This is a genomic window from Burkholderiales bacterium (genome assembly GCA_013695435.1).
Lineage (GTDB): Bacteria > Pseudomonadota > Gammaproteobacteria > Burkholderiales > JACMKV01 > JACMKV01.
In genome coordinates, this window is record JACDAM010000254.1 from 1 (window position 1) to 18864 (window position 18864).

Annotated in this window: 18 protein-coding genes; 15 read left to right on the forward strand and 3 right to left on the reverse strand. The window is 62.1% G+C overall.

The window, feature by feature from the left end; genetic code table 11:
* Nucleotides 1–290, forward strand: a 290-nt coding sequence (locus H0V78_12620) for an FIST C-terminal domain-containing protein (protein MBA2352582.1), incomplete at its 5' end; no start/stop codon positions are given.
* A gap of 141 nt (nucleotides 291–431) precedes the next feature.
* Here H0V78_12620 and H0V78_12625 read toward each other — a convergent pair.
* On the reverse strand, nucleotides 432–617 hold the full coding sequence (locus H0V78_12625; GenBank protein ID MBA2352583.1) for a CsbD family protein: 186 nt from the start codon (nucleotides 615–617) through the stop codon (nucleotides 432–434).
* A 471-nt stretch (nucleotides 618–1088) separates the two neighbouring features.
* Here H0V78_12625 and H0V78_12630 point away from each other — a divergent pair, with 471 nt between their 5' ends.
* The 7 genes from H0V78_12630 (at nucleotide 1089) to galK (ending at nucleotide 11217) form a co-directional block, all read left to right on the forward strand.
* Nucleotides 1089–2231, forward strand: coding sequence for a hypothetical protein (locus tag H0V78_12630; protein MBA2352584.1), 1143 nt, complete (start codon nucleotides 1089–1091; stop codon nucleotides 2229–2231).
* Between the two features lie 44 nt (nucleotides 2232–2275).
* The gene (locus H0V78_12635) at nucleotides 2276–4924 is read left to right on the forward strand and encodes an NAD(P)-binding protein (GenBank protein MBA2352585.1); all 2649 of its coding nucleotides are present in this window, start codon (nucleotides 2276–2278) and stop codon (nucleotides 4922–4924) included.
* Nucleotides 4925–4957: 33 nt separating this feature from the next.
* Nucleotides 4958–6094 (forward strand): hypothetical protein, encoded by a 1137-nt coding sequence (locus H0V78_12640; protein MBA2352586.1) that lies wholly within the window; start codon nucleotides 4958–4960, stop codon nucleotides 6092–6094.
* A 34-nt stretch (nucleotides 6095–6128) separates the two neighbouring features.
* Nucleotides 6129–7886, forward strand: a complete 1758-nt coding sequence (locus H0V78_12645; GenBank protein MBA2352587.1) for a glycoside hydrolase family 2 — start codon at nucleotides 6129–6131, stop codon at nucleotides 7884–7886.
* A gap of 2 nt (nucleotides 7887–7888) precedes the next feature.
* A complete protein-coding gene (galT, locus tag H0V78_12650) occupies nucleotides 7889–8971 on the forward strand; it encodes a galactose-1-phosphate uridylyltransferase (GenBank protein ID MBA2352588.1) in 1083 nt (360 codons plus the stop codon).
* 55 nt (nucleotides 8972–9026) lie between these two features.
* Nucleotides 9027–10067, forward strand: coding sequence for a M24 family metallopeptidase (locus tag H0V78_12655; protein ID MBA2352589.1), 1041 nt, complete (start codon nucleotides 9027–9029; stop codon nucleotides 10065–10067).
* A 73-nt stretch (nucleotides 10068–10140) separates the two neighbouring features.
* The gene (gene galK, locus H0V78_12660; GenBank protein MBA2352590.1) at nucleotides 10141–11217 is read left to right on the forward strand and encodes a galactokinase; all 1077 of its coding nucleotides are present in this window, start codon (nucleotides 10141–10143) and stop codon (nucleotides 11215–11217) included.
* 48 nt (nucleotides 11218–11265) lie between these two features.
* Here galK and H0V78_12665 read toward each other — a convergent pair whose 3' ends face one another.
* Together H0V78_12665 and H0V78_12670 are read right to left on the reverse strand one after the other, a co-directional pair.
* Complete coding sequence (locus tag H0V78_12665) at nucleotides 11266–12366, reverse strand: hypothetical protein (GenBank protein MBA2352591.1); 1101 nt, start codon at nucleotides 12364–12366, stop codon at nucleotides 11266–11268.
* Nucleotides 12360–12749: a hypothetical protein gene (locus H0V78_12670; protein ID MBA2352592.1), complete on the reverse strand. Its 390-nt coding sequence runs from the start codon at nucleotides 12747–12749 to the stop codon at nucleotides 12360–12362. The genes H0V78_12665 and H0V78_12670 overlap by 7 nt, the downstream gene beginning before the upstream one ends.
* Nucleotides 12750–13065: 316 nt before the next feature.
* Between H0V78_12670 and H0V78_12675 the strand changes: the two genes are divergently transcribed.
* The 7 genes from H0V78_12675 (at nucleotide 13066) to H0V78_12705 (ending at nucleotide 18542) form a co-directional block, all read left to right on the forward strand.
* Nucleotides 13066–13944, forward strand: a complete 879-nt coding sequence (locus H0V78_12675; protein ID MBA2352593.1) for an alpha/beta hydrolase — start codon at nucleotides 13066–13068, stop codon at nucleotides 13942–13944.
* Entirely contained in the window at nucleotides 13941–14915 is a 975-nt protein-coding gene (locus H0V78_12680) for a DnaJ domain-containing protein (protein ID MBA2352594.1), read from the forward strand. The genes H0V78_12675 and H0V78_12680 overlap by 4 nt, the downstream gene beginning before the upstream one ends.
* A gap of 83 nt (nucleotides 14916–14998) precedes the next feature.
* Entirely contained in the window at nucleotides 14999–15304 is a 306-nt protein-coding gene (locus H0V78_12685; GenBank protein ID MBA2352595.1) for a hypothetical protein, read from the forward strand.
* A complete protein-coding gene (locus tag H0V78_12690) occupies nucleotides 15286–16122 on the forward strand; it encodes a DUF3025 domain-containing protein (GenBank protein ID MBA2352596.1) in 837 nt (278 codons plus the stop codon). The genes H0V78_12685 and H0V78_12690 overlap by 19 nt, the downstream gene beginning before the upstream one ends.
* Before the next feature lie 268 nt (nucleotides 16123–16390).
* The gene (locus H0V78_12695) at nucleotides 16391–17503 is read left to right on the forward strand and encodes a glycerophosphodiester phosphodiesterase (protein MBA2352597.1); all 1113 of its coding nucleotides are present in this window, start codon (nucleotides 16391–16393) and stop codon (nucleotides 17501–17503) included.
* A gap of 169 nt (nucleotides 17504–17672) precedes the next feature.
* On the forward strand, nucleotides 17673–17846 hold the full coding sequence (locus H0V78_12700; GenBank protein MBA2352598.1) for a hypothetical protein: 174 nt from the start codon (nucleotides 17673–17675) through the stop codon (nucleotides 17844–17846).
* 129 nt (nucleotides 17847–17975) lie between these two features.
* Nucleotides 17976–18542, forward strand: a complete 567-nt coding sequence (locus H0V78_12705) for a hypothetical protein (protein ID MBA2352599.1) — start codon at nucleotides 17976–17978, stop codon at nucleotides 18540–18542.
* Nucleotides 18543–18864 lie beyond the last annotated feature (322 nt).

The window sequence follows — 18864 nt, forward strand, 5'->3', positions numbered from 1 at the left end:
TCGCGCCCGGCATGTCGATGATGTTTTGCCGCCGCGATCGCGCTGCGGCTACGCTCGACATGCAGCGCATGCTGACCAGCATCAAAAGCGGCCTGTACGGCAAGCCCAAGGGCGGTCTGTATTATTCGTGTCTGGGGCGCGGCGCCAGCCTGTTCGGCGACGATTCGGAGGAACTGAAAATGATCCGAGAGGCGCTGGGCGAATTTCCGCTGGTCGGCATGTTCTGCAACGGCGAAATTTCGCACAACCGCTTGTACGGCTATACCGGCGTGCTGACGCTGTTTGTCTGAAAGGGGGCAACGCTGATTCGCGCCTAAACGGTCCCCCCTTCGGCGGCGGCGATGGCGCGCCAGCCTGGTTAAATCGTTCGAGCGGCGACCGCTCGCGAACAGGAAGGCGCAGCCCGCGAAAGAACGAGCTGCGCCGCAGCATCAAGGCCGCTGCTTATTCTTTTTCAGGTCTTCCTTGGCGTCGCCGTAGCCCGCCTGCGTTTTGCCCGCAACCTGGTCGGCTAAACCTTCTGTTCTGGTTTTCGGATTGTCGGTCGCTTTGCCAAGACCTTCCTTGGCTTTTCCGGCTATATCTTTCGCACGTCCTTTGATCTGGTCTTTGTTCACGGCTGTCTCCTGACGGCTTCGTGGAGGATTTCCACACCGGTTTGATCGGCGAACGAAAAAAAGATTCCCGGGAAACAATCCTTGCGCACGCGACACCGCTGGTTGCCACGCTCGCTGCCGCGAGCGGGCGGATGAAACGACTTCACCGAGGCAAGGTCGTACCTACGCGGGACCGGCAGCAAGCCTGGGGAGTGGCTGCTCTTCGAGATGCCGCCTTCTGCGTCATGGTGCTTCCGGGCAAACTGGCGTTGCGGCAAGTGACAACGTAACATCTGGGGACGAGCTGCTGGCGCCGGACAGGAATCTGCAATTCAAGATGGCCAACCTGTCTTGGACACCGCAACGATCGCATTACGCCTCGCACTCCGGCTGCAAGCTGTTGCCTGCAACGCGAGTGCTGGCGCAAACAGATTCGAGCCGATGCGGTTGCCGCACCTTCGCCCTGGTCCGTTTTTCGAAAGAGGAAAGCCTGTGCCGTGCCCACCTTTGTTTGATTCGTTCTGGATCGCCGGTTTCGAGAGCGCCTGCCACATCAATGGCTCGGGCGCACGTCTCGACATGGTCGCGACGACACAGCACGACCGGCAGGTTGAGCAGGATTATTTGCGTGTGCGCGACGTCGGAATCAAAGCCGTACGCGACGGCGTACGCTGGCATCTGATCGAGCATGGCGGGCAGTTCGATTTTTCATCGCTTGCGCCGATGATCGCGGCTGCCGACAAAGCCGGCGTGCAGGCGAGTTGGACGCTCTGTCATTACGGCTGGCCGGAAGACGTAGACCCGTTCGCGCCGGAATTCGCCGACCGCTTCGCGCGCTTCTGCGGCAAGACCGCGCGCTTCATCAAGGATCACAGCGATCGCGTGCCGGCTTACACGCCGATCAATGAAATCTCGTTTGTCTGCTGGGCGATTTGCCATACCGGCATCATGTATCCGTACGCCAGTTACTGCCAGGGGCGCGACGGATATCTGAAGCGGCAGATGGTGCGCGCCGCGATTGCCGGCTGCGAGGCGATCTGGGAAGTCGAACCGCGCGCCCGCATCGTGCACGTCGATCCGATCATCCATATCATTGCGCCGCCCAGCCGGCCGGACCTCGCCGATGCCGCCAACGCGCTGCGCGCTTCGCAATTCGAAGCCTGGGATATGCTGGCGGGCCAGGTCGAGCCGGAGCTCGGCGGCGACCGCAAGTACCTCGACATACTCGGCGTCAATTATTACCACTCGAACCAGTGGGAGTATCTGACCGGCGATCGCCTGCATTGGCATCTGAAGGATCCGCGCAGGCTGCCACTGCGCCATCTTCTGGCCGAAATTCACGAGCGCTATCAGTGTCCGTTGTTTATCGCGGAGACCAGCCACATCGGCGTCGGCCGCGGCGAGTGGATCCGGGAAATCGCCGAAGAAGTCCGCTGCGCGCGCGAACACGGCGTACCGGTCGGCGGAATTTGTTTGTACCCGATCATCGACCGGCCCGATTGGGAGAATTCGCACCATTGGCACAACAGCGGATTATGGGATCTGACGCTCGCTGGCGATGGCGGTTTCGAGAGAGTTTTATGCAAGGAATACGCGGCCGATCTGCACATTGCGCAAAGCATGGTGCACGCCTGACCGCTAATAGAAGAAAAGCCCATAGCCGCAACAGGAGAAAAGCAATGTCCGAATCGATCGTCGTGTTTTCCCATCTGCGCTGGGATTTTGTTTACCAGCGGCCACAACATCTGCTGTCGCGGCTGGCCAGGAACCGGCGCGTGATTTTTTTCCAGGAGCCGGTGTTGAGCAAGGAGCCGCAAGCGTTTCTCGACATTGCGCGCCCGCATGCGAATCTGGTGATATGCACGCCGCGCACCCCGATTGCGACGCCAGGTTTCCACGATCAACAGCTGCCTTACCTGAATCCGCTGCTGCAAAAAGTGCTGGGCGACGAAGCGGTCTCCGACTATATCGCCTGGTTCTACACGCCGATGGCGCTGCCGCTGATCAAGGATCTGCCGCCGCGCGCGATCGTTTACGATTGCATGGACGAGTTGTCGGCTTTCAAGAATGCGCCGCGCCAGTTGCTGCAAAGGGAAACCGCGTTATTGAAAGCGGCCGACATCGTGTTTACCGGCGGCCCCAGCTTGTACGAAGCAAAAAAAGACCGTCACGCAAACGTTCACTGTTTTGCCAGCAGTGTCGAGGCCGGGCATTTCGCGCAAGGCCGGGCCGGCGGCGACGAACCCGGGATGCAGGCGCAATTGCCGCGACCACGGCTCGGCTTCTTCGGCGTCCTCGACGAGCGCCTCGATCTGGACCTGCTCGACGCGCTCGCGCTCGCCCATCCCGAATGGCAGATCGTGATGGTCGGGCCGGTCGTCAAGATCGATCCGGCCAGTTTGCCGCGGCAGCCGAATATCCATTACTTCGGGCAGCAGAGCTATCAGGATTTGCCGAAATTCATCGGCGGCTGGGACGTCTGTTTGCTGCCGTTCGCGCTGAATGCGGCGACGCGCTATATCAGTCCGACCAAGACGCTCGAGTACATGGCCGCCGAACGGCCGATCGTCAGTACCCCGATCGTCGACGTGGCGGCGCCCTATGGCGACATCGTGTACATCGCTGAGAGCCGCGAGCGATTCATCGAACAATGCGAGCGGGCGCTGAGCGCGACGCCGGACGAGCGTGAAACGCGCTTCCGGAAGATGCGCGAAGTGCTGGGGCGAACTTCGTGGGATGCAACCGCGGCCGCCGTCGCTGCGCTCCTCGAAAACCTGCACGGTCATCAGCCGGAGCCAGCTGCAGCCGCGCTGTTGTCGAAAGCGACGCGCCCAGCGGAATCGGACGACGCGCTCCAGCAACAGCGTTTGACGCCGATGAAAACCGACGCGTCGAAATCGTCGCCCGTGGTCGTCATCGGCGCCGGGCCGACCGGGTTGTCCGCGGCCTATCACCTCGGCAGCGAGGCGCTGCTGCTCGAAAAAAACGCGACGGTAGGCGGCTGGTGCCGCTCGATCGAAGACGGTGGATTTACCTTCGACTATGCCGGCCACATCATGTTTTCGAATGATCCTTATGTGCACCAGATGTATCAGATGCTGCTTGGCGACAACGTGCACTGGCAGGAGCGCGAAGCCTGGGTTTACAGCAAAAATGTCTATACGCGCTATCCGTTTCAGGGCGCGCTCTACGGCTTGCCGCCGGAAGTCGCCAGGGAATGCATCGTCGGCGCCATCGAAGCGCGCTTCGGCAGTATTGCGCCGGTCAGCGCCGGCAAAACCGAAAAGATCATGGATTGCTGCGGCGATGGTTTGCTCGAAGCCGAAGCGCCGCTCGGCAAATACCGCTCGGCCGGCAACGATCGCAGAAAGTCGCCGCGAAATTTCGAGGATTTCATCTACCGCGTCTGGGGCGCCGGCATCGCCAGGCATTTCGCGATTCCCTACAACAGGAAAATCTGGGCGCATCCTTTGCAGGATATGGAAACCTCGTGGCTCGGTGGACGCGTGCCGTTGCCTGACCTCGGGGAAATGATCGAAGGCGCGCTGCGGCCGGTGGCGAAACCGATGGGTCCGAACGCGCGTTTCGGTTATCCGTTGCGCGGCGGTTTCCAGGCGCTGATGAATGGCTTTTTGCCGCATTTGAAAGGCGAGCTCAAGCTCAACACCGCGGTTGCCGGCGTCTCGCCGGCGCAGCGCTGCGTGATCCTGGCCGACGGCAGCAGCCACAGCTACCGCGCCTTGATCAGCACCATGCCGTTGCCGCAACTGATACGCATGACAGGCAATGAGGCGCCGGCTGAAGTACGCGCCGCGGCGCAGGCGTTGCGGCACGTGCCGGTGCGCTGCGTGAACCTTGGCATCGGCCGCGAAAACATCACCGAAAAACACTGGATTTATTATCCTGAAGAAACCGTTTTCCATCGCATATTCGTGCAAGGCAACGCGAGCCCGCATTGCAATCCGCCCGGCGGTTTCGGGCTTACCTGCGAAATCACCTATTCGGAACACAAGCCGCTGCCGTGCGACGGCGATGCGCTGATCGAAAGCTGCATCGCCGACTGCGTCAAGGTCGGCGTTATCCGGGGGGACGACGCGATCGTTGTGCGGAACCAGGTCGATATGCCTTATGCATATGTGCTGTACGACCACGGACGCGCCAAGAATGTCGCCGTGATCCGCGCCTGGCTGGCGGCGCACGACATCCTCCTCGCCGGGCGCTACAGCGAATGGGAATACTACAATTCGGATCACGCCTTCCTGGCCGGAAAAAAAGCCGCGGAACAGGTATCGGCGCAGACGATGCGCGAGCAACAGGCGACGGCGTGACGAAGCCGCGCTTCGCGTAAACAGGTTCTGGTTTTGACGGCGATGCTTAAAGTCACCATGCTGCCGTCGGTTGCCGGCGGCATCGGGCACATTTCGCGCACGGCAAGCCTGGCGCGCGCGCTGCGGCAGCTCGAACCTGGCGTCGGCGTCGATTACGTACTCGATAGCGAGCGTCTGCGGCCATTCAATATCGAGGCCACCGAGCGCATGGGCTTCCCGGCGCGCCTGCTGCCGCCCCGCACACGCCAAACCCGCGATGCCATCATCCGCGAGTTTTTCGGGGATACCGACGTTATCGTCGACGATACAGCGCGCTATCTGCTGCCGCTGCGCAGCATCGTCCCGCGCGCGGCCTGGGTTTCGATTCCGCTCTTCCCGGTTGGCGACGAACTTTTCATGGATTGGCCGTTCATGTCTCAGATGGATGCGATTATCTGGGCCTACGCGCCGGTGTTTGGCATTCCGCCCGAACTTGAAAGGTTCCGCGACAAGCTGCTGCACACTGGTCCTTTCCTGCAGATTGACGGCATTCCGGATAAAGCCGCGGCGCGTGCGGAACTTGGAATCGGCGGCGCGGAACAGGCGCTGGTCTATGCGCCGCGCGGCTTCCCATTCGGCATCGAGTTTGGTCATCGCGTGCTGAGCGCCGTCTACGCCGCGATCGAGGGCTTGCGCGCGACGCGCTTCCCGCGGCTACGCCTGATACTGCTCGCTGTCAGCCAGCCGCAAGAACTGCATGGCGTCGTTGGCGTCCCTGAACAGTTACCGCCATGGGTCGAGACGCATGGCGTGATCAAGCCCGAACAGGCGCTACGCTTCGAGCAGGCCGCCGACATCGTGGTTGCGGAAGGCACGAGCACGATGCACGAATGCGCGGCGCTGCGCACGCCGCTGCTGATCATTCCCGGAATCATTGCCGAGACGCAAATACTGGGCGAGCGTCTGAGCGAGCATCGCGCGGCGACGAGGGTGCCGATAGAATACGTCACTCCGGAAAGCATCGCAGCCGCGATCGAATTCATTCTCGCTGATCACGAAGCTCGTGCTGCGACGACGGCGCGGGCTCACCAACTGGTAACCAAGGGTGGAGGCGCCCACGCGGCGGCCGAACGCGTACTCGAAATCGCCGCGACGCGATCGCATTCGCGCGCCGCCGCGGCCATGCCTTAACCGCGGCTCAAATCAGGGACCATCAAAGACGCCGATGCAAAACGCTTATCCCCGCCCGCAATTGCAGCGCTCGCGCTGGGTTTCGCTCAATGGCATGTGGAAATTCCGGTTCGACCACGAGCGCAGCTACGCATCGCCGCCCGATATCCACGAGTGGCCGCACACGATCCTGGTGCCGTTCGCGCCCGAGTGTAAAAAAAGCGGCATTCACGATACCGGCTTTCACCGCGCCTGCTGGTACCAGCGCGAGTTCGAGGTCGAACGCGGCGCAGCCCGGGTTATCCTGCATTTCGGCGCTGTCGACTATCTCGCGCGGGTCTGGATCAACGACATGCTGGTGGTCGAGCACGAAGGCGGCCACACGCCTTTCTCCGCCGACATAACCTGGGCGCTGCGCGGCAACGGTCCGCAGCGGGTTACGGTCTATGCCGAGGACGACGCCGACGATCTCGAAAAGCCGCGCGGCAAGCAGGATTGGCAGCTCGAGCCGCATTCGATCTGGTACCCGCGCACGACTGGCATCTGGCAAACCGTCTGGTATGAATGCGTTCCCGAAACCCACATCGACAGGCTGCGCTGGACGCCGCATATCGAGCGCTGGGAAATCGGCGCCGAGTTTTTTCTGGTTGGGCCGCTGGCGGACGATATGCGCATCGCATTACGCTTGTGCAGCGGCTCGCAGGTTCTGGTCGACGACAGCTACAAGGTCATCAACGGCGAGGTGCACCGACGCATTGCGCTGTCCGATCCCGGCATCGAAGATTATCGCAACGAATTGCTGTGGAGCCCCGAGCGGCCGACGCTGATTCAGGCCGAGGTGAGGCTATGGCGCGGCGATGAACTCGTCGACGAGTTCAAGTCTTACACGGCGCTGCGTTCGGTCAACATTCAGCGCGATCGTTTCCTGCTGAACGGCAGGCCGTATCAATTGCGCCTGGTTCTGGACCAGGGTTACTGGCCGGAAACGCTGTTGACTGCGCCAAGCGACGAGGCTTTGAAGCGCGATATCGAATTGGCCAAGGCAATGGGCTTCAACGGTGTGCGCAAACACCAGAAGCTCGAGGACCCGCGCTATCTGTTCTGGGCCGACACGCTGGGCCTCGCGGTCTGGGGCGAAATGCCGAGCGCGTATCGTTTCACCAACAAAGCCATAAAACGCTCGATGCAGGAATGGACGCAGGCGATCCGGCGCGATTATAGCCATCCGTGCGTGATCGTCTGGGTGCCGTTCAATGAATCGTGGGGCGTTCCCGATCTGCCGACGGTGCCGGCGGCGCGCGATGCCGTCGCGGCGTTTTATCATCTGACCAAAACCCTCGATCAGACGCGGCCGGTGATCGGCAACGACGGCTGGGAAAGCTCGGCGACCGATATCATCGGCATCCACGATTACGACTGCAATCCGGTCAACCTGCGCGCGCGCTACGGCCCTACCGTCAAGACCGAAGAGCTGTTCGACCGCCGCCGGCCCGGTGGCCGGTTGTTGACGCTCGACGGTTTTCCGCACCGCGGCCAGCCGGTCATGCTGACCGAATTCGGCGGTATCGCCTACGTCACATCCGACGATCCACGCCGTAACGAGGCGTGGGGCTATACGCGCTGCGATGATATCGAAGCTTACGAAACGCAGTGTCTGGCGCTGCTCGACGTCGCCCGCACCACCGGGATGTTCAGCGGCTTTTGTTATACCCAATTCGCCGACACGTTCCAGGAAGCCAACGGCCTGCTGTTCGCCGACCGCACGCCAAAGCTGCCGCTGGCGACGATCGCCGCTGCTGTCCGCGGTAGCTAAGCGTGCACAGCGTCGAGCTGACCAAGCCCGATGGCCGGCGCATGACCTTGTACAGCCGGCGGCCGATCGCGCCGAATCTGATCGCGCCGAGCCCGAAAGGCGGCGCGGCCGGGGCGAATCCGCATTTGCGCTGGCATCCGCTGCGCGGCGAATGGATCGCTTACGCCGCTTACCGGCAGGCGCGGACGTTCATGCCGCCGCCGGAATTCAATCCGCTGGCGCCGACGACCGATGCGGATAACCCGACCGAGCTGCCGCAAGGCGACTACGACGTCGCCGTGCTCGATAATTTTTTTCCGACCTTGACCGCGGCCGCGCACGACGCGCCGCTCAGCATCGTCGAGACCCTGCCTGCGACCGGGCATTGCGAAGTCGTCGTGTTCACCCAGGATGCGAAATCCGCGCTCGCCGCATTGCCGTTGTCGCATATCGAACTCCTGATCGAAGTGTGGGGCGCCCGCACCGAACAGCTGGCTGAAGACAAAACCGTACGATTCATCCTGCCGTTTGAAAATCGCGGTGTCGAAGTCGGCGTCACGCTGCATCATCCGCACGGTCAGATCTACGCGTATCCGTTCGTGCCGCCGGTGCCGCAGCGGATCAACCAGCAAGAGACAGCGTATTGGCGCGAACACGGAACGCCGCTGCTGCAGGACCTGATCGCGCGCGAAATCGAAAGCGGTGTACGCGTGCTCTATCGCGGCGAGCACGCCATCGCTTTCGTGCCGGCGTGGGCGCGCTATCCGTACGAAGTCTGGGTCGCACCGCTGCGCGCGACCGCCGGCTTCCGCGACCTCGATGATGCGCAGCGCGCCGATCTTGCGCGCGCTCTGAAAACGACACTACTCAAATACGATGGCTTGTGGCAGCGGCCACTGCCTTATCTGATGGCGTGGTATCAGGCGCCGGTCAACAGCGGGCCGCATCCCGAATCGCATTTGCACGCCGAAATTCTCCCGCCTTATCGCACGCGCGATCGACTTAAATTTCTCGCCGGCACCGAGCTCGCGGCGGGTATGTTCGCCAACGACACGCTGCCCGAGGACAAGGCGCGCGAGTTGCAGGCGGTCGAGGTAACGTTCTGACGTGGAAGCGCGGGCAGCGGAAGTCGCGGCAAAACTCGCGCTTGTCAGGGGCGCGATGCGCGGCTGCGGCGAGCAAAGCGTCGTCCGGCTGCGCGGCTGCGACTGGTTTTCGTGGATCACGGCGGGCGCCTCGAACGTCGTCTTGCTCGCCGCGGATACCGGCATCGCCGAAGTGTTGATCAGCGCTGACGAGGCGTGGGTTTTGACCAGTGAAATCGAAGCGCAGCGTTTGCGCGATGAAGAGCTGCCTGCCGGCTTCGGCCTGCACGGCGGGCGCTGGTCCGAGCCGCAGGAGCGCGAACAATTCACGGCCGACCTGTCCGGGGCAGGCAAAGTGCTCAGCGATCAGCCCGCGGCAGGCGAAACGGTGCTGCCGTCGTCTATCGCCGAGCTTAAGTACACGCTGATGCCGGCCGAAATCGAGCGTTATCGCGAGGTGGGCGCGCTCGCCTCCCAAGCGATGACTGACGTCCTCAGCGTCGCGCAACCGGGTTGGACCGAGCACGAGCTTGCCGGCGCCGGGGCCGAAGCTCTGTGGTCGCGTGGTCTGCATCCAGCTTTGACGCTGGCGGCTGGGGAGCGGCGCCTGCCGCGGTATCGGCATCCGACGCCGACGGCAGCGCCGCTCGGGAAAATCGCGATGCTGGTTTTCTGCGCGCGCGGTTTTGGACTCTACGCGAATTTAACGCGCTTCGTAGCTTTCGGCGCGATCGGCAGAGAGGTGGCGGAGCGGCACGCCAGCGTACGCGAAATCGAAGCCGACGCGCTCGCGCAATCGCGACCCGGCAACACTCTGGACAGCGTTTATCGGACTTTGGCCGATTCGTATTCCGCGCACGGTTTTCCGGATGCGATCGATCAGCATCACCAGGGCGGTAGCACCGGCTATCGGTCGCGCGAAATCGTCGCCACGTCCACTACCCGTTTGCAGTTGCATGAAAGTATGGCGCTGGCATGGAACCCAAGCATCGTCGGCGCAAAGATCGAAGACACGTTCCTGATTACCGCGCAAGGTCCTGAGAATCTGACGTATGACGAGCGCTGGCCGCACCAGAGCGTGCGCGGCATTGCGCGTCCGCTGGTACTGCAAAGGTAGCAATTTCGAATGTCGTCGCGCAAATCGAAAGGCAGAGGCGAAACGTTATCCGCGATGACGAAGCACGCCGCCGATGAGTAAAACCTTCGAGCAACTGTTCGGGTTCGCGCCCGAAGTCAGCGCCAGCGCGCCGGGCCGCGTGAATCTGCTCGGCGAGCACACCGATTACAACGATGGCTACGTGCTGCCGATTGCGATACCGCAACGGACCACGGTGCAGCTCGCGCGGAGTCGCGATGCGCGCTCGCAACTCTATTCGTCCAATCTCGACGAGAGCGCGCGCTTCGATGGCGCGCCGGCAGGCTATGCGCGCTACGTCATCGGCTGCGTGCGCGCACTCGAGCAGACCGGGGTCTCGATTCCGCCGTTCGTCTTGCGCGTCGCATCCGATGTGCCGATCGGCGCCGGGCTCTCGAGCAGCGCCGCGCTCGAAGTCGCCGTGCTGCGCGCCATGCGCGAATGGCTCGGGCTCGAACTCGAAGATGTCGCCATCGCGCAGCTCGCCCAGCGCGCCGAAATCGAGTTCGCGCACGTGCGGTGCGGCATCATGGACCAGATGGCCGCCAGCCTCGCCGATACTTCGCACATGCTGTTCCTCGATACGCGAACCTTGACGCGGCGTCTGTTGGCGCTGCCGCCAGATGCCGAACTCGTCGTCATCGACAGCGGCATTCCGCGCTCGCTCGCCGCCAGCGCCTACAACCAGCGGCGCGCCGAATGCGAACAGGCGGCGCAGCGTCTCGGCGTGCCCGCGCTACGCGATGTCGACGAGCTGTCGCGGGTCGATACGCTGCCGGCGCCCCTCGACCGGCGTGCGCGCCACGTCGTCTCGGAAAACCAGCGGGTCCTAGACGCGGTCGGCAACGTTACCGCGCAGCGCTTTGGCGAGCTGATGAATGCCTCGCATACGAGCCTGCGCGACGATTACGAGGTTTCAGTGCCGGCGCTCGACGCGCTGGTCGCGCTGTTGCAGGATCATCCGAACGTTTTCGGCGCGCGACTGACGGGCGCCGGTTTCGGCGGCGCCTGTGTTGCGCTGGTTGAGGCAGGGTACGGCGATCGGATCAGCGCGCAGGTATTGCGCAGCTATAACGCCGATGGCCATCACGGGCGGGCCATGGTGGTCGGCCCGCGTGTCGCGAATCCATAACAGTACGCCAGTGCCCTGATAGCGGCATGCGCTGGTCGGCCGGAAAACTCACACCCAGGGTCGCGTTGAGCACGGCCATCTTGTCGTCGAAATATTGCCGACGGTATTCAGGATCGGATTCAGCCTCGGAAACATCGGCGTTGCGCGCGAGGCGAGCAGCGTGACCGGATTGTCGCCGGGGAATATCTCGCTCATCGCGACGACGAAACCGGGTACTGGTCGGCTTTGATCGACATTGTGGCAACCCGTGCAGCCGACCGTGCGGAAAAGTTGGCGGCCGCGCGCCGTCGCTTGGGTGTCGCCATCGACACCGGCGGGGGCGGGCAAGCTGAACACGTAGGCATTCAAATCCGCCAGCATCGTGTCGTCGACGCGCACGCCAGCCGGAAACGGCTCGGTGCCGGAAGGCGCCGGATTGCCCGGAGGCGATGCCTGTACGTAGGGGAATGGGCCGGTAACGCCAGTTCTGGCCAAGACAGCAATGTAATCATCGACGATCTCAATGTAATCATCGACGATCTCATTGCCCGCGGCGCCGCCGCCTAGCAAGGTTACAAAGGCGCGTCCGCCGGGCGTCGTCAATCGCGTCGGGTCCAACAGTATCGTGTAGACGGTGTTGGCGAAATTGTCCTGTGTCGTGATGGTGCCGTCGCTGCCGTACGGAAAGGCGAGATCCTGCTCGAACAGCGGCATGTGTGCATCGGATCGCCGTTGCCACTGACGGTATCGTCGAACATGCCGACCGGATAGGAATTCTTGTCGCGAAGATAAGCGTCGGCTGCAGCCTCGGTCGAGTTTTCGGTCAGGCCCGGATTCGATGCGCGGCCGAGCGTCGTGTTGCCATTGGCGGCGAGGTTGAGCTGCAGCACCGGGTAATACGCCCATCGAGTTCTGACCCAGAGCGAGCAGACTGCCGAAATCGAGCGTGTGGGTCGCGCGGCCATCCTGGCGAACGCCGATCGTGCCGCCGCCAGTCGCCGACCTGAATACCGAGGCGTCGGTGATGGTGTGGCACAACGCACAGGTCGCGCCGGTTTTATCGCCGATGGCGATGTCGATCACGCCGTCGTTATTGCTGTCCTTGGGCGACAGACCGATGACCGCGTCAGCGCTGACCAAAACAGCGGTATTGGCCGGATTATTCAGCACCGACGACGTTGCCCGCTCGGATCGGCGGCCAACTCGGTCGCCAGTTGCTGCTTGATGGCCGGGCTCACGCGGTCGGAATCGACATGCAGGCCAAGCTGCAATGCCTGCAGCGGTGTTACGCCGGCCGCAACCATCCTCTGCTGCAGGCGTACCGCATCGGTCCAGAAGCGCTCGTTGCCGAAGGTTGCGAAACGAAAGACCGCCTGCCCGGCAGCCGCGTTGCCGCTCGGTTGCTGCGGTGCGGCTACCATACGCGATGGGCCGTCGCTTCCGGCAGGGCCGGCGTTGCCACTATCGATATCGTCGCCGTCGCTGCCACAGCCGGCGACGACGAAGGCCAGGCTCACGGCAATCAACGCTTTCAAAACTATGCTTTTTCTCATTCTGATCTCTTTGGTCACACAGCGGGCTCTGCCCGAACCCGGAAACGGAAGCGCCCGGCTTGCGAGGTTACGAGATAATCTAGGGCCAGCGCGCCCGGTGGATGATCGTTATTTGCCTCGTCAAGATAGCAGGGGCGAATTCGGCGGCGATAAGGATCGTGTAAAGATTCAGCGCTGCGGCGAAAATGGAAGTGAACCGGCGTCAGTCCGGGCAGTAGCGGCAGCGCGGCTTTAGACTATCCGCTACAGAGCCCTCCTCGGCAAAGCTTTTATACGGAGCGTCCCTTGCCCGGACTGCCCCGGTTGAACGATTCTTATGCGCACCCTGATTATCGCGATCGCCATCATCGCCGGGGCTTATGCCTTGCTGGTCGTGCTGCTGTACTGGTTTCAGGCGCGGCTCGTGTTCTATCCGCAGATCGGCCGCGAGCTCGTTGCAACGCCGGCGGCGATCGGGCTGCGCCACGAAGAGGTTTCGATTCAGAGCGCTGACGGCAACGCGCTGCACGCGTGGTACGTTCCGGCCGACGCTGCGCGCGGCGTCGTGCTGTTCGTGCATGGCAACGCCGGCAACGTTTCGCATCGGCTCGATGCGTTCGGCGTCTTCAACGAAGCCGGCTTGAGCACGCTGATTTTCGATTACCGCGGATATGGCAAAAGCACCGGCACGCCGTCGGAGCGCAATACCTACGAAGACGCGCAGGCGGCGTGGGATTATCTGACCGGGGTGCGCGGCATTCCACCTCAGCGCATCGTCATCATCGGTGAATCGCTGGGTGGCGCGATTGCGGCGTGGCTCGCAGCGCGCGTCGATGCGGGCGCGCTGGTCCTGACATGCACGTTCACGTCGCTGCCCGAACTCGCCGGCAGCCTGTATCCGCTTTTCCCGTCGAAGGTGTTGTCGCGTTTCGATTACGACACCAGGGGGAGCCTGGCCTCGGTGCACAGCCCGGTGCTGGTCGCGCACGCGCCCGACGACAGCATCGTCCCCTACGCCCATGGACTGGAACTGTTCGAAGCCGCGCATGCGCCGAAGCTGTTCCTCGAATTGACCGGCAGCCACGGCGACGCGTTTCGCTTGAACCGCGCGCGCTGGGTTCGAACGCTCGACCAATTTCTCGATCAATATCTGATAGCAGCCTCGCCGCCGCAACCACAACCCGAAAGCGCGGGCGACTCCATACAGATCAAATGAAATACAAGGATTACTACGAAGCGATGGGCGTGGCGCGCGACGCCAGTCAGGAAGACATCAAAAAGGCGTACCGCAAGCTCGCGCGAAAATTCCATCCCGATGTGTCGAAAGAAGCGCGCGCCGAAGAAAAATTCAAGGAGATCGGCGAGGCTAATGAGGTGCTGAAAGATCCCGAAAAGCGCGCGGCGTACGATCGGCTCGGCAGCCATCGCGCCGGCCAGGATTTCACGCCGCCGCCGGATTGGGAGCGCCAGTACGCGCAGCACGGCACGGCCGACGACCTCGGCGGCATCGACCTCGGCGATCTGTTTGCCGGAATTTTCGGCGGCGCCGGTACTGCGCGCAACACTGGCCGTCGCGCTCGCGCGGCCGCGGGCGGCTCCGGCGGTTTCGCGATGCGTGGCCAGGATTTCGAGGTCGCCATTACGCTCGATCTGAAGGATGCGTTTCAGGGAACCGAGATCAGCCTCGAACTGGCGATGCCTGAGTTCAAGCCTGACGGCGCAATGCGCCGCGTCAACAAAACCGTCAAAGTCCGCGTTCCGAAAGGTGTCGTCGACGGCCAGAAAATGCGCGTCCCGGGCAAGGGCGCGCCCGGCCTCGGCGAGGCGCCGAATGGCGATTTGTATCTGAACATCAGCTTGCGCCCGCACCGCTGGTTCAAGCCGAACGGCAGCGATCTCTATCTCGAACTGCCGATCACGCCGTGGGAAGCGGCGCTCGGCGCAAGCGTGGAAGTGCCGACGATGGACGGCAGGGTGCGCGTGAAGATCGCGCCGGGCGCGCGCCCCGGACAGAAGCTGCGCGTCGCCGGCCGCGGCCTGCCCAGGCCAGGCGCCGCTGCCGCCGGAGACCTGTATGCCGTTTTGCAGATCGCCACGCCGGCGCATTTGAGCGCGCGCGAGAAAGCGCTCTTTGCCGAGTTGGCGCAGGCATCGTCATTCGATCCGCGCGCGCATTTCGACGGCTAAAGCGGTTGGCGATCGACGACTTCGGAGGACACATGGCAGAACGGACATCAAGCGAAAACGACCGCGGCAAAAAGGATCGCGATATCCCGGAGAGTCTGCTCCTCGATGAAACATCGCGCATCACGTTCGTCGAGCTGCAGCGCGCTTCAGGCTTGAGCGAGGCCGAGATCAGCGAGCTCGTCGAAATCGGCGTGTTCGAACAATCCACGCGCGAGAGCGTCACTTGGGTGTTCAGTTCGCGCTGCATCAGCCAGGCGCGCACGGCGCTGCGCTTGCGCGACGATTTCGAACTCAACACGCAAGGCGTTGCGTTGGCGCTGACCTATCTCGAACGCATCCGCGAACTCGAAGAAAGGTTGCACGAGCTCGAATGCCAATTGCTGAAATAGCCCGCGCGACGCCGCGATGGCCGACGGATCGCGTGACCGGTTCGCCGATGTTTGCGCCGCTGGCGGAATTTGCCGGCCTGCTGCCCGGCGAGCGCTGGCCGCGCGTCGAGCAGCTATCCGAATTGGCGGCGCGCCGCGCGATCACGGTGCGATCCGGCGAGCCGCTGCGCTTTGTCGCCCAGGACGCTAGTGCCGGTCTGGCCTACGAAGCGCGCGTTTTCGCGCACGGCGAAGTCCAGACGCGCGCGGAAAATTGGCACGACCTGTTCAATGCGCTGGTCTGGCTGGCGTTTCCCGGAATCAAGGCTGCCTTGAATGCGCGTCATCACGACGAACTGCAGGCGTGCGCCGGGGACGGACCGGGAAACCGCGGCCCGATTCGCGATGCTCTGACCTTGTTCGATGAATCCGGCGTCATCATCGCCTGCGCGAATCCCGGGCTCGCGCGGCTATTGCGCGAATTCCGCTGGAAGGAATTGTTCTGGGCGCGGCGCGCGGAAACGATAGCCGGCATGCGGTTTTTCGTATTCGGCCATGCCCTCTACGAAAAAGCGCTGGCGCCGTATCCGGGCATGACCGGGCATGCTGTCATGCTGGATTTCGATCACTGCTTCATGCAGCTCGCGATGACGGCTCAACGTGCTGTGCTGGATGCCCGGCTGGGCGATTATTTTTCCAGCGGCGCCTTGGACAAGCGCGCATTCTTGCCGCTGCCGGTGCTCGGCGTTCCCGGCTGGGCCGACGAAAATGCGCACGAGACATATTATGACAATGGCGCCTGTTTTCGGCCGGGGCGACGAACGCGCAGCGGCTTCTGATTCACTTCGGTTTGCTTCCTCCCCACTTGCTGGGGAGGGCCGGGGCGGGGAAAGCGCGCTCGCTCCCGATTTCCCTTGCCGCAAGAGACGGCAAAAACAAACCTGTCATTCCCAAGCAACAGCGGCGCCATCAAGCGGTAACGGACGCGGAATAAGCTCCCGGCATGGACGCGAGATCCAGCACATCCAGTTAATCCCCAAGGAGCTTATGATGGTGAAATCCGTTCCAGGCGTCATTGTTTTTGCCGCCCTGATAGTGACGAGCTTTATGCTGAAAGCAGTGGACAATTTGAGCCCGATCGAAAACGCACGCGCGGAAACGGGCGCTGACAATAAAGCGCCCGCTCGTTCCGGCACGGCGCAGACGAAGCCGATCGTGATCGCCCACCGCGGCGCTTCCGGCTACCTTCCCGAGCATACCTTGGCGGCCTACAGCATCGCTATCCTGCAGGGCGCGGATTTCATCGAACCCGATCTGGTCATGACCAAAGACGGCGAGCTGATCGCTCGTCATGACAATGTGCTCGATCTGACCACCGATGTCGCCAGTCGTCCGGAATTCGCCGCGCGCAAGACCACCAAAACGGTCGATGGCGTCAGCATCACCGGCTGGTTCAGCGAAGACTTCACCCTGAAGGAGATAAAGCAATTGCACGCCATCGAGCGCATCCCGGACGTGCGGCCGGCCAATATGCGTTTCGATGGCCAGTTCGAAATCCCGACCTTGCAGGAAGTAATCGACCTCGTGAAAAGCATGCAGCACGCGCAGAATCGCCGCATCGGCATCTATCCCGAAACCAAGCATCCGACTTATTTCGATGGCCTCGGTCTGTCGATGGAGGAGCCGCTGGTGCGCATCCTGCGCGGCAACGGCCATAAAGGGGCGAGGGCCAGGGTTTTTATTCAGTCGTTCGAAATTTCCAACCTCAAGGATCTGCGGCAACTGACGAATCTGCCGCTCGTGCAGTTGTTCGGGTCCGCCACCGAAAAGCCGTATGACGTTGCAGCGGCCGGCGGCAGCCTGACTTACGCGCAAATGGCGACGGCCGCAGGCTTGCGCGACATCGCCGGGTATGCCGACGGCGTCGGTCCCGAAAAAGGCTACGTTATTCCGCGCGACGCCAACGGCAAGCTCGAATTGCGCAATCAAACGTCATTTGTCGCGGATGCCCATGCCGCCGGCCTCAAGGTGCATCCGTATACGTTCCGCGCCGAAAACCGCTTCCTGCCGCTGAATTTGCAGAACGGCAGCGAGCCGAACGCGTTCGGCGATGCGCAGGCCGAAATCGGCATGTTCCTCGAAGCCGGCATCGATGGCTTCTTTACCGATCATTCGAATATCGGCGTGTCGGCGCGTGACGCTTTTGTCGCTAAGCCCTGATGTCGAACGATCGCCTCGCGTCAAACGATCGCCTTCGTGTCAACGATCGATGAGCGCCCGTTGAAATGTCGAAACGGCTGGCGTAACATGGCCAGATAAATCAAATGGCTCAGGAAGGAACCGGAGGGAAGATCGAACTGACGAAGTGCTAACGTTAAGGAGTTCCGACATGCGTCACGAATCATCCGAGCAGTTGCCGCTGGTTCAAAAACTGCTGGAACGCAAGGAAGAGCTGGAGCAAGCGCTCAAGCGTTCTCCGGCGCGGCAAACACAGCAGAACGCGGCAAACGCGTCCAAGCCAGAAGAAGACGCCACGACCAGACACGCTCTCATGTCCGTATAAGTTTCCGGCTTCGAAATGAAAAGCCCCGCGCTGCGCGGGGCTTTTTTATTGCTCACTGCGATCAGACGCCGGCTTGCCGCTTCCAGGTCGCCGCGTGAAACGCAACGCGTTAAAATCCGTCAAACCGTTATGAAAAACTTGCTCGCCTCGCTGTTTGCGGTTTCGGCAGTGGCCGGCTCATTGACCGGATGCGCTGGCCGGCCTTTGTTTCAGCCGCCGCCGGTCGAAGCGATCGTGTTGCCCGAAGCGCCTTTGCCGGCCAGCATCGCTGTTTATATCCCGCCGGACATCGCGGACAAGTCGACCCACTTTTCTTATCGCTATCACACGCTCTGGTTTCCCGAGGGCAAGCTGATCGAGCGGACCGCATTGCGGGCGTTCTCGCAATATTTCGCCACCGTCGCGTTGCGGCAGCAAATGCCGCAAGCCGATCGGGCCGTGAAAATACGCGGCTATAGCGTGTTGAATCCGCTGATCGGAAACTATTACGTCGATGTGATCGCGGAATGCTTTACGTCCGAGGGTGAATTGCTCGAAGCGTTCAAGGCGAGCCATGTCGAGAATGCCGCTTATTTCGCTTACACGCCGATCTTCGAGTACACGTATCTGAAAGCTTTTCAAAAGCTCGGAAGCCAGCTTGCCGGCAGCGAGAAGTGCGCCGGCACATTGCGAAGCTCGGCAGCGCAATCCAACTAGCAGGTTGCTGAAAAAGGCCCAAAACTGCTCAGGCGAATAGCAACGATCGATCCATGCAATGTCATAGTACGCAGTGAATCTGTTTTACAGCGGGGGAAATGATGCGCGGTGAAGTCAACCCACAAGGCCATGTGTTCAGCTACTTCTCGCCGGACGAGCGGGTGCCGGTGGATCATCCGTTGCGCTCAATCAAGGCTACGCCGATGGCGCGCTGCAATCGATCCGGCCGCGGCTTGACGCGATGTACAGCGCGCTCGGGCGGCCGTCGATACCGCCCGAGCGGTTGCTTAAAGCCAGTCTCCTGATGGCGCTGTACTCGGTC

Coding starts and splice junctions, on each gene's coding strand:
- H0V78_12635 (MBA2352585.1), top strand. CDS start 2,276: ATGTCCGAATCGATCGTCGTGTTTTCCCATCTGCGCTGGGATTTTGTT.
- H0V78_12645 (MBA2352587.1), top strand. CDS start 6,129: ATGCAAAACGCTTATCCCCGCCCGCAATTGCAGCGCTCGCGCTGGGTT.
- H0V78_12655 (MBA2352589.1), top strand. CDS start 9,027: ATGCGCGGCTGCGGCGAGCAAAGCGTCGTCCGGCTGCGCGGCTGCGAC.
- galK (MBA2352590.1), top strand. CDS start 10,141: ATGAGTAAAACCTTCGAGCAACTGTTCGGGTTCGCGCCCGAAGTCAGC.
- H0V78_12670 (MBA2352592.1), bottom strand. CDS start 12,749: ATGAGAAAAAGCATAGTTTTGAAAGCGTTGATTGCCGTGAGCCTGGCC.
- H0V78_12675 (MBA2352593.1), top strand. CDS start 13,066: ATGCGCACCCTGATTATCGCGATCGCCATCATCGCCGGGGCTTATGCC.
- H0V78_12680 (MBA2352594.1), top strand. CDS start 13,941: ATGAAATACAAGGATTACTACGAAGCGATGGGCGTGGCGCGCGACGCC.
- H0V78_12690 (MBA2352596.1), top strand. CDS start 15,286: ATGCCAATTGCTGAAATAGCCCGCGCGACGCCGCGATGGCCGACGGAT.
- H0V78_12695 (MBA2352597.1), top strand. CDS start 16,391: ATGCTGAAAGCAGTGGACAATTTGAGCCCGATCGAAAACGCACGCGCG.
- H0V78_12700 (MBA2352598.1), top strand. CDS start 17,673: ATGCGTCACGAATCATCCGAGCAGTTGCCGCTGGTTCAAAAACTGCTG.
- H0V78_12705 (MBA2352599.1), top strand. CDS start 17,976: ATGAAAAACTTGCTCGCCTCGCTGTTTGCGGTTTCGGCAGTGGCCGGC.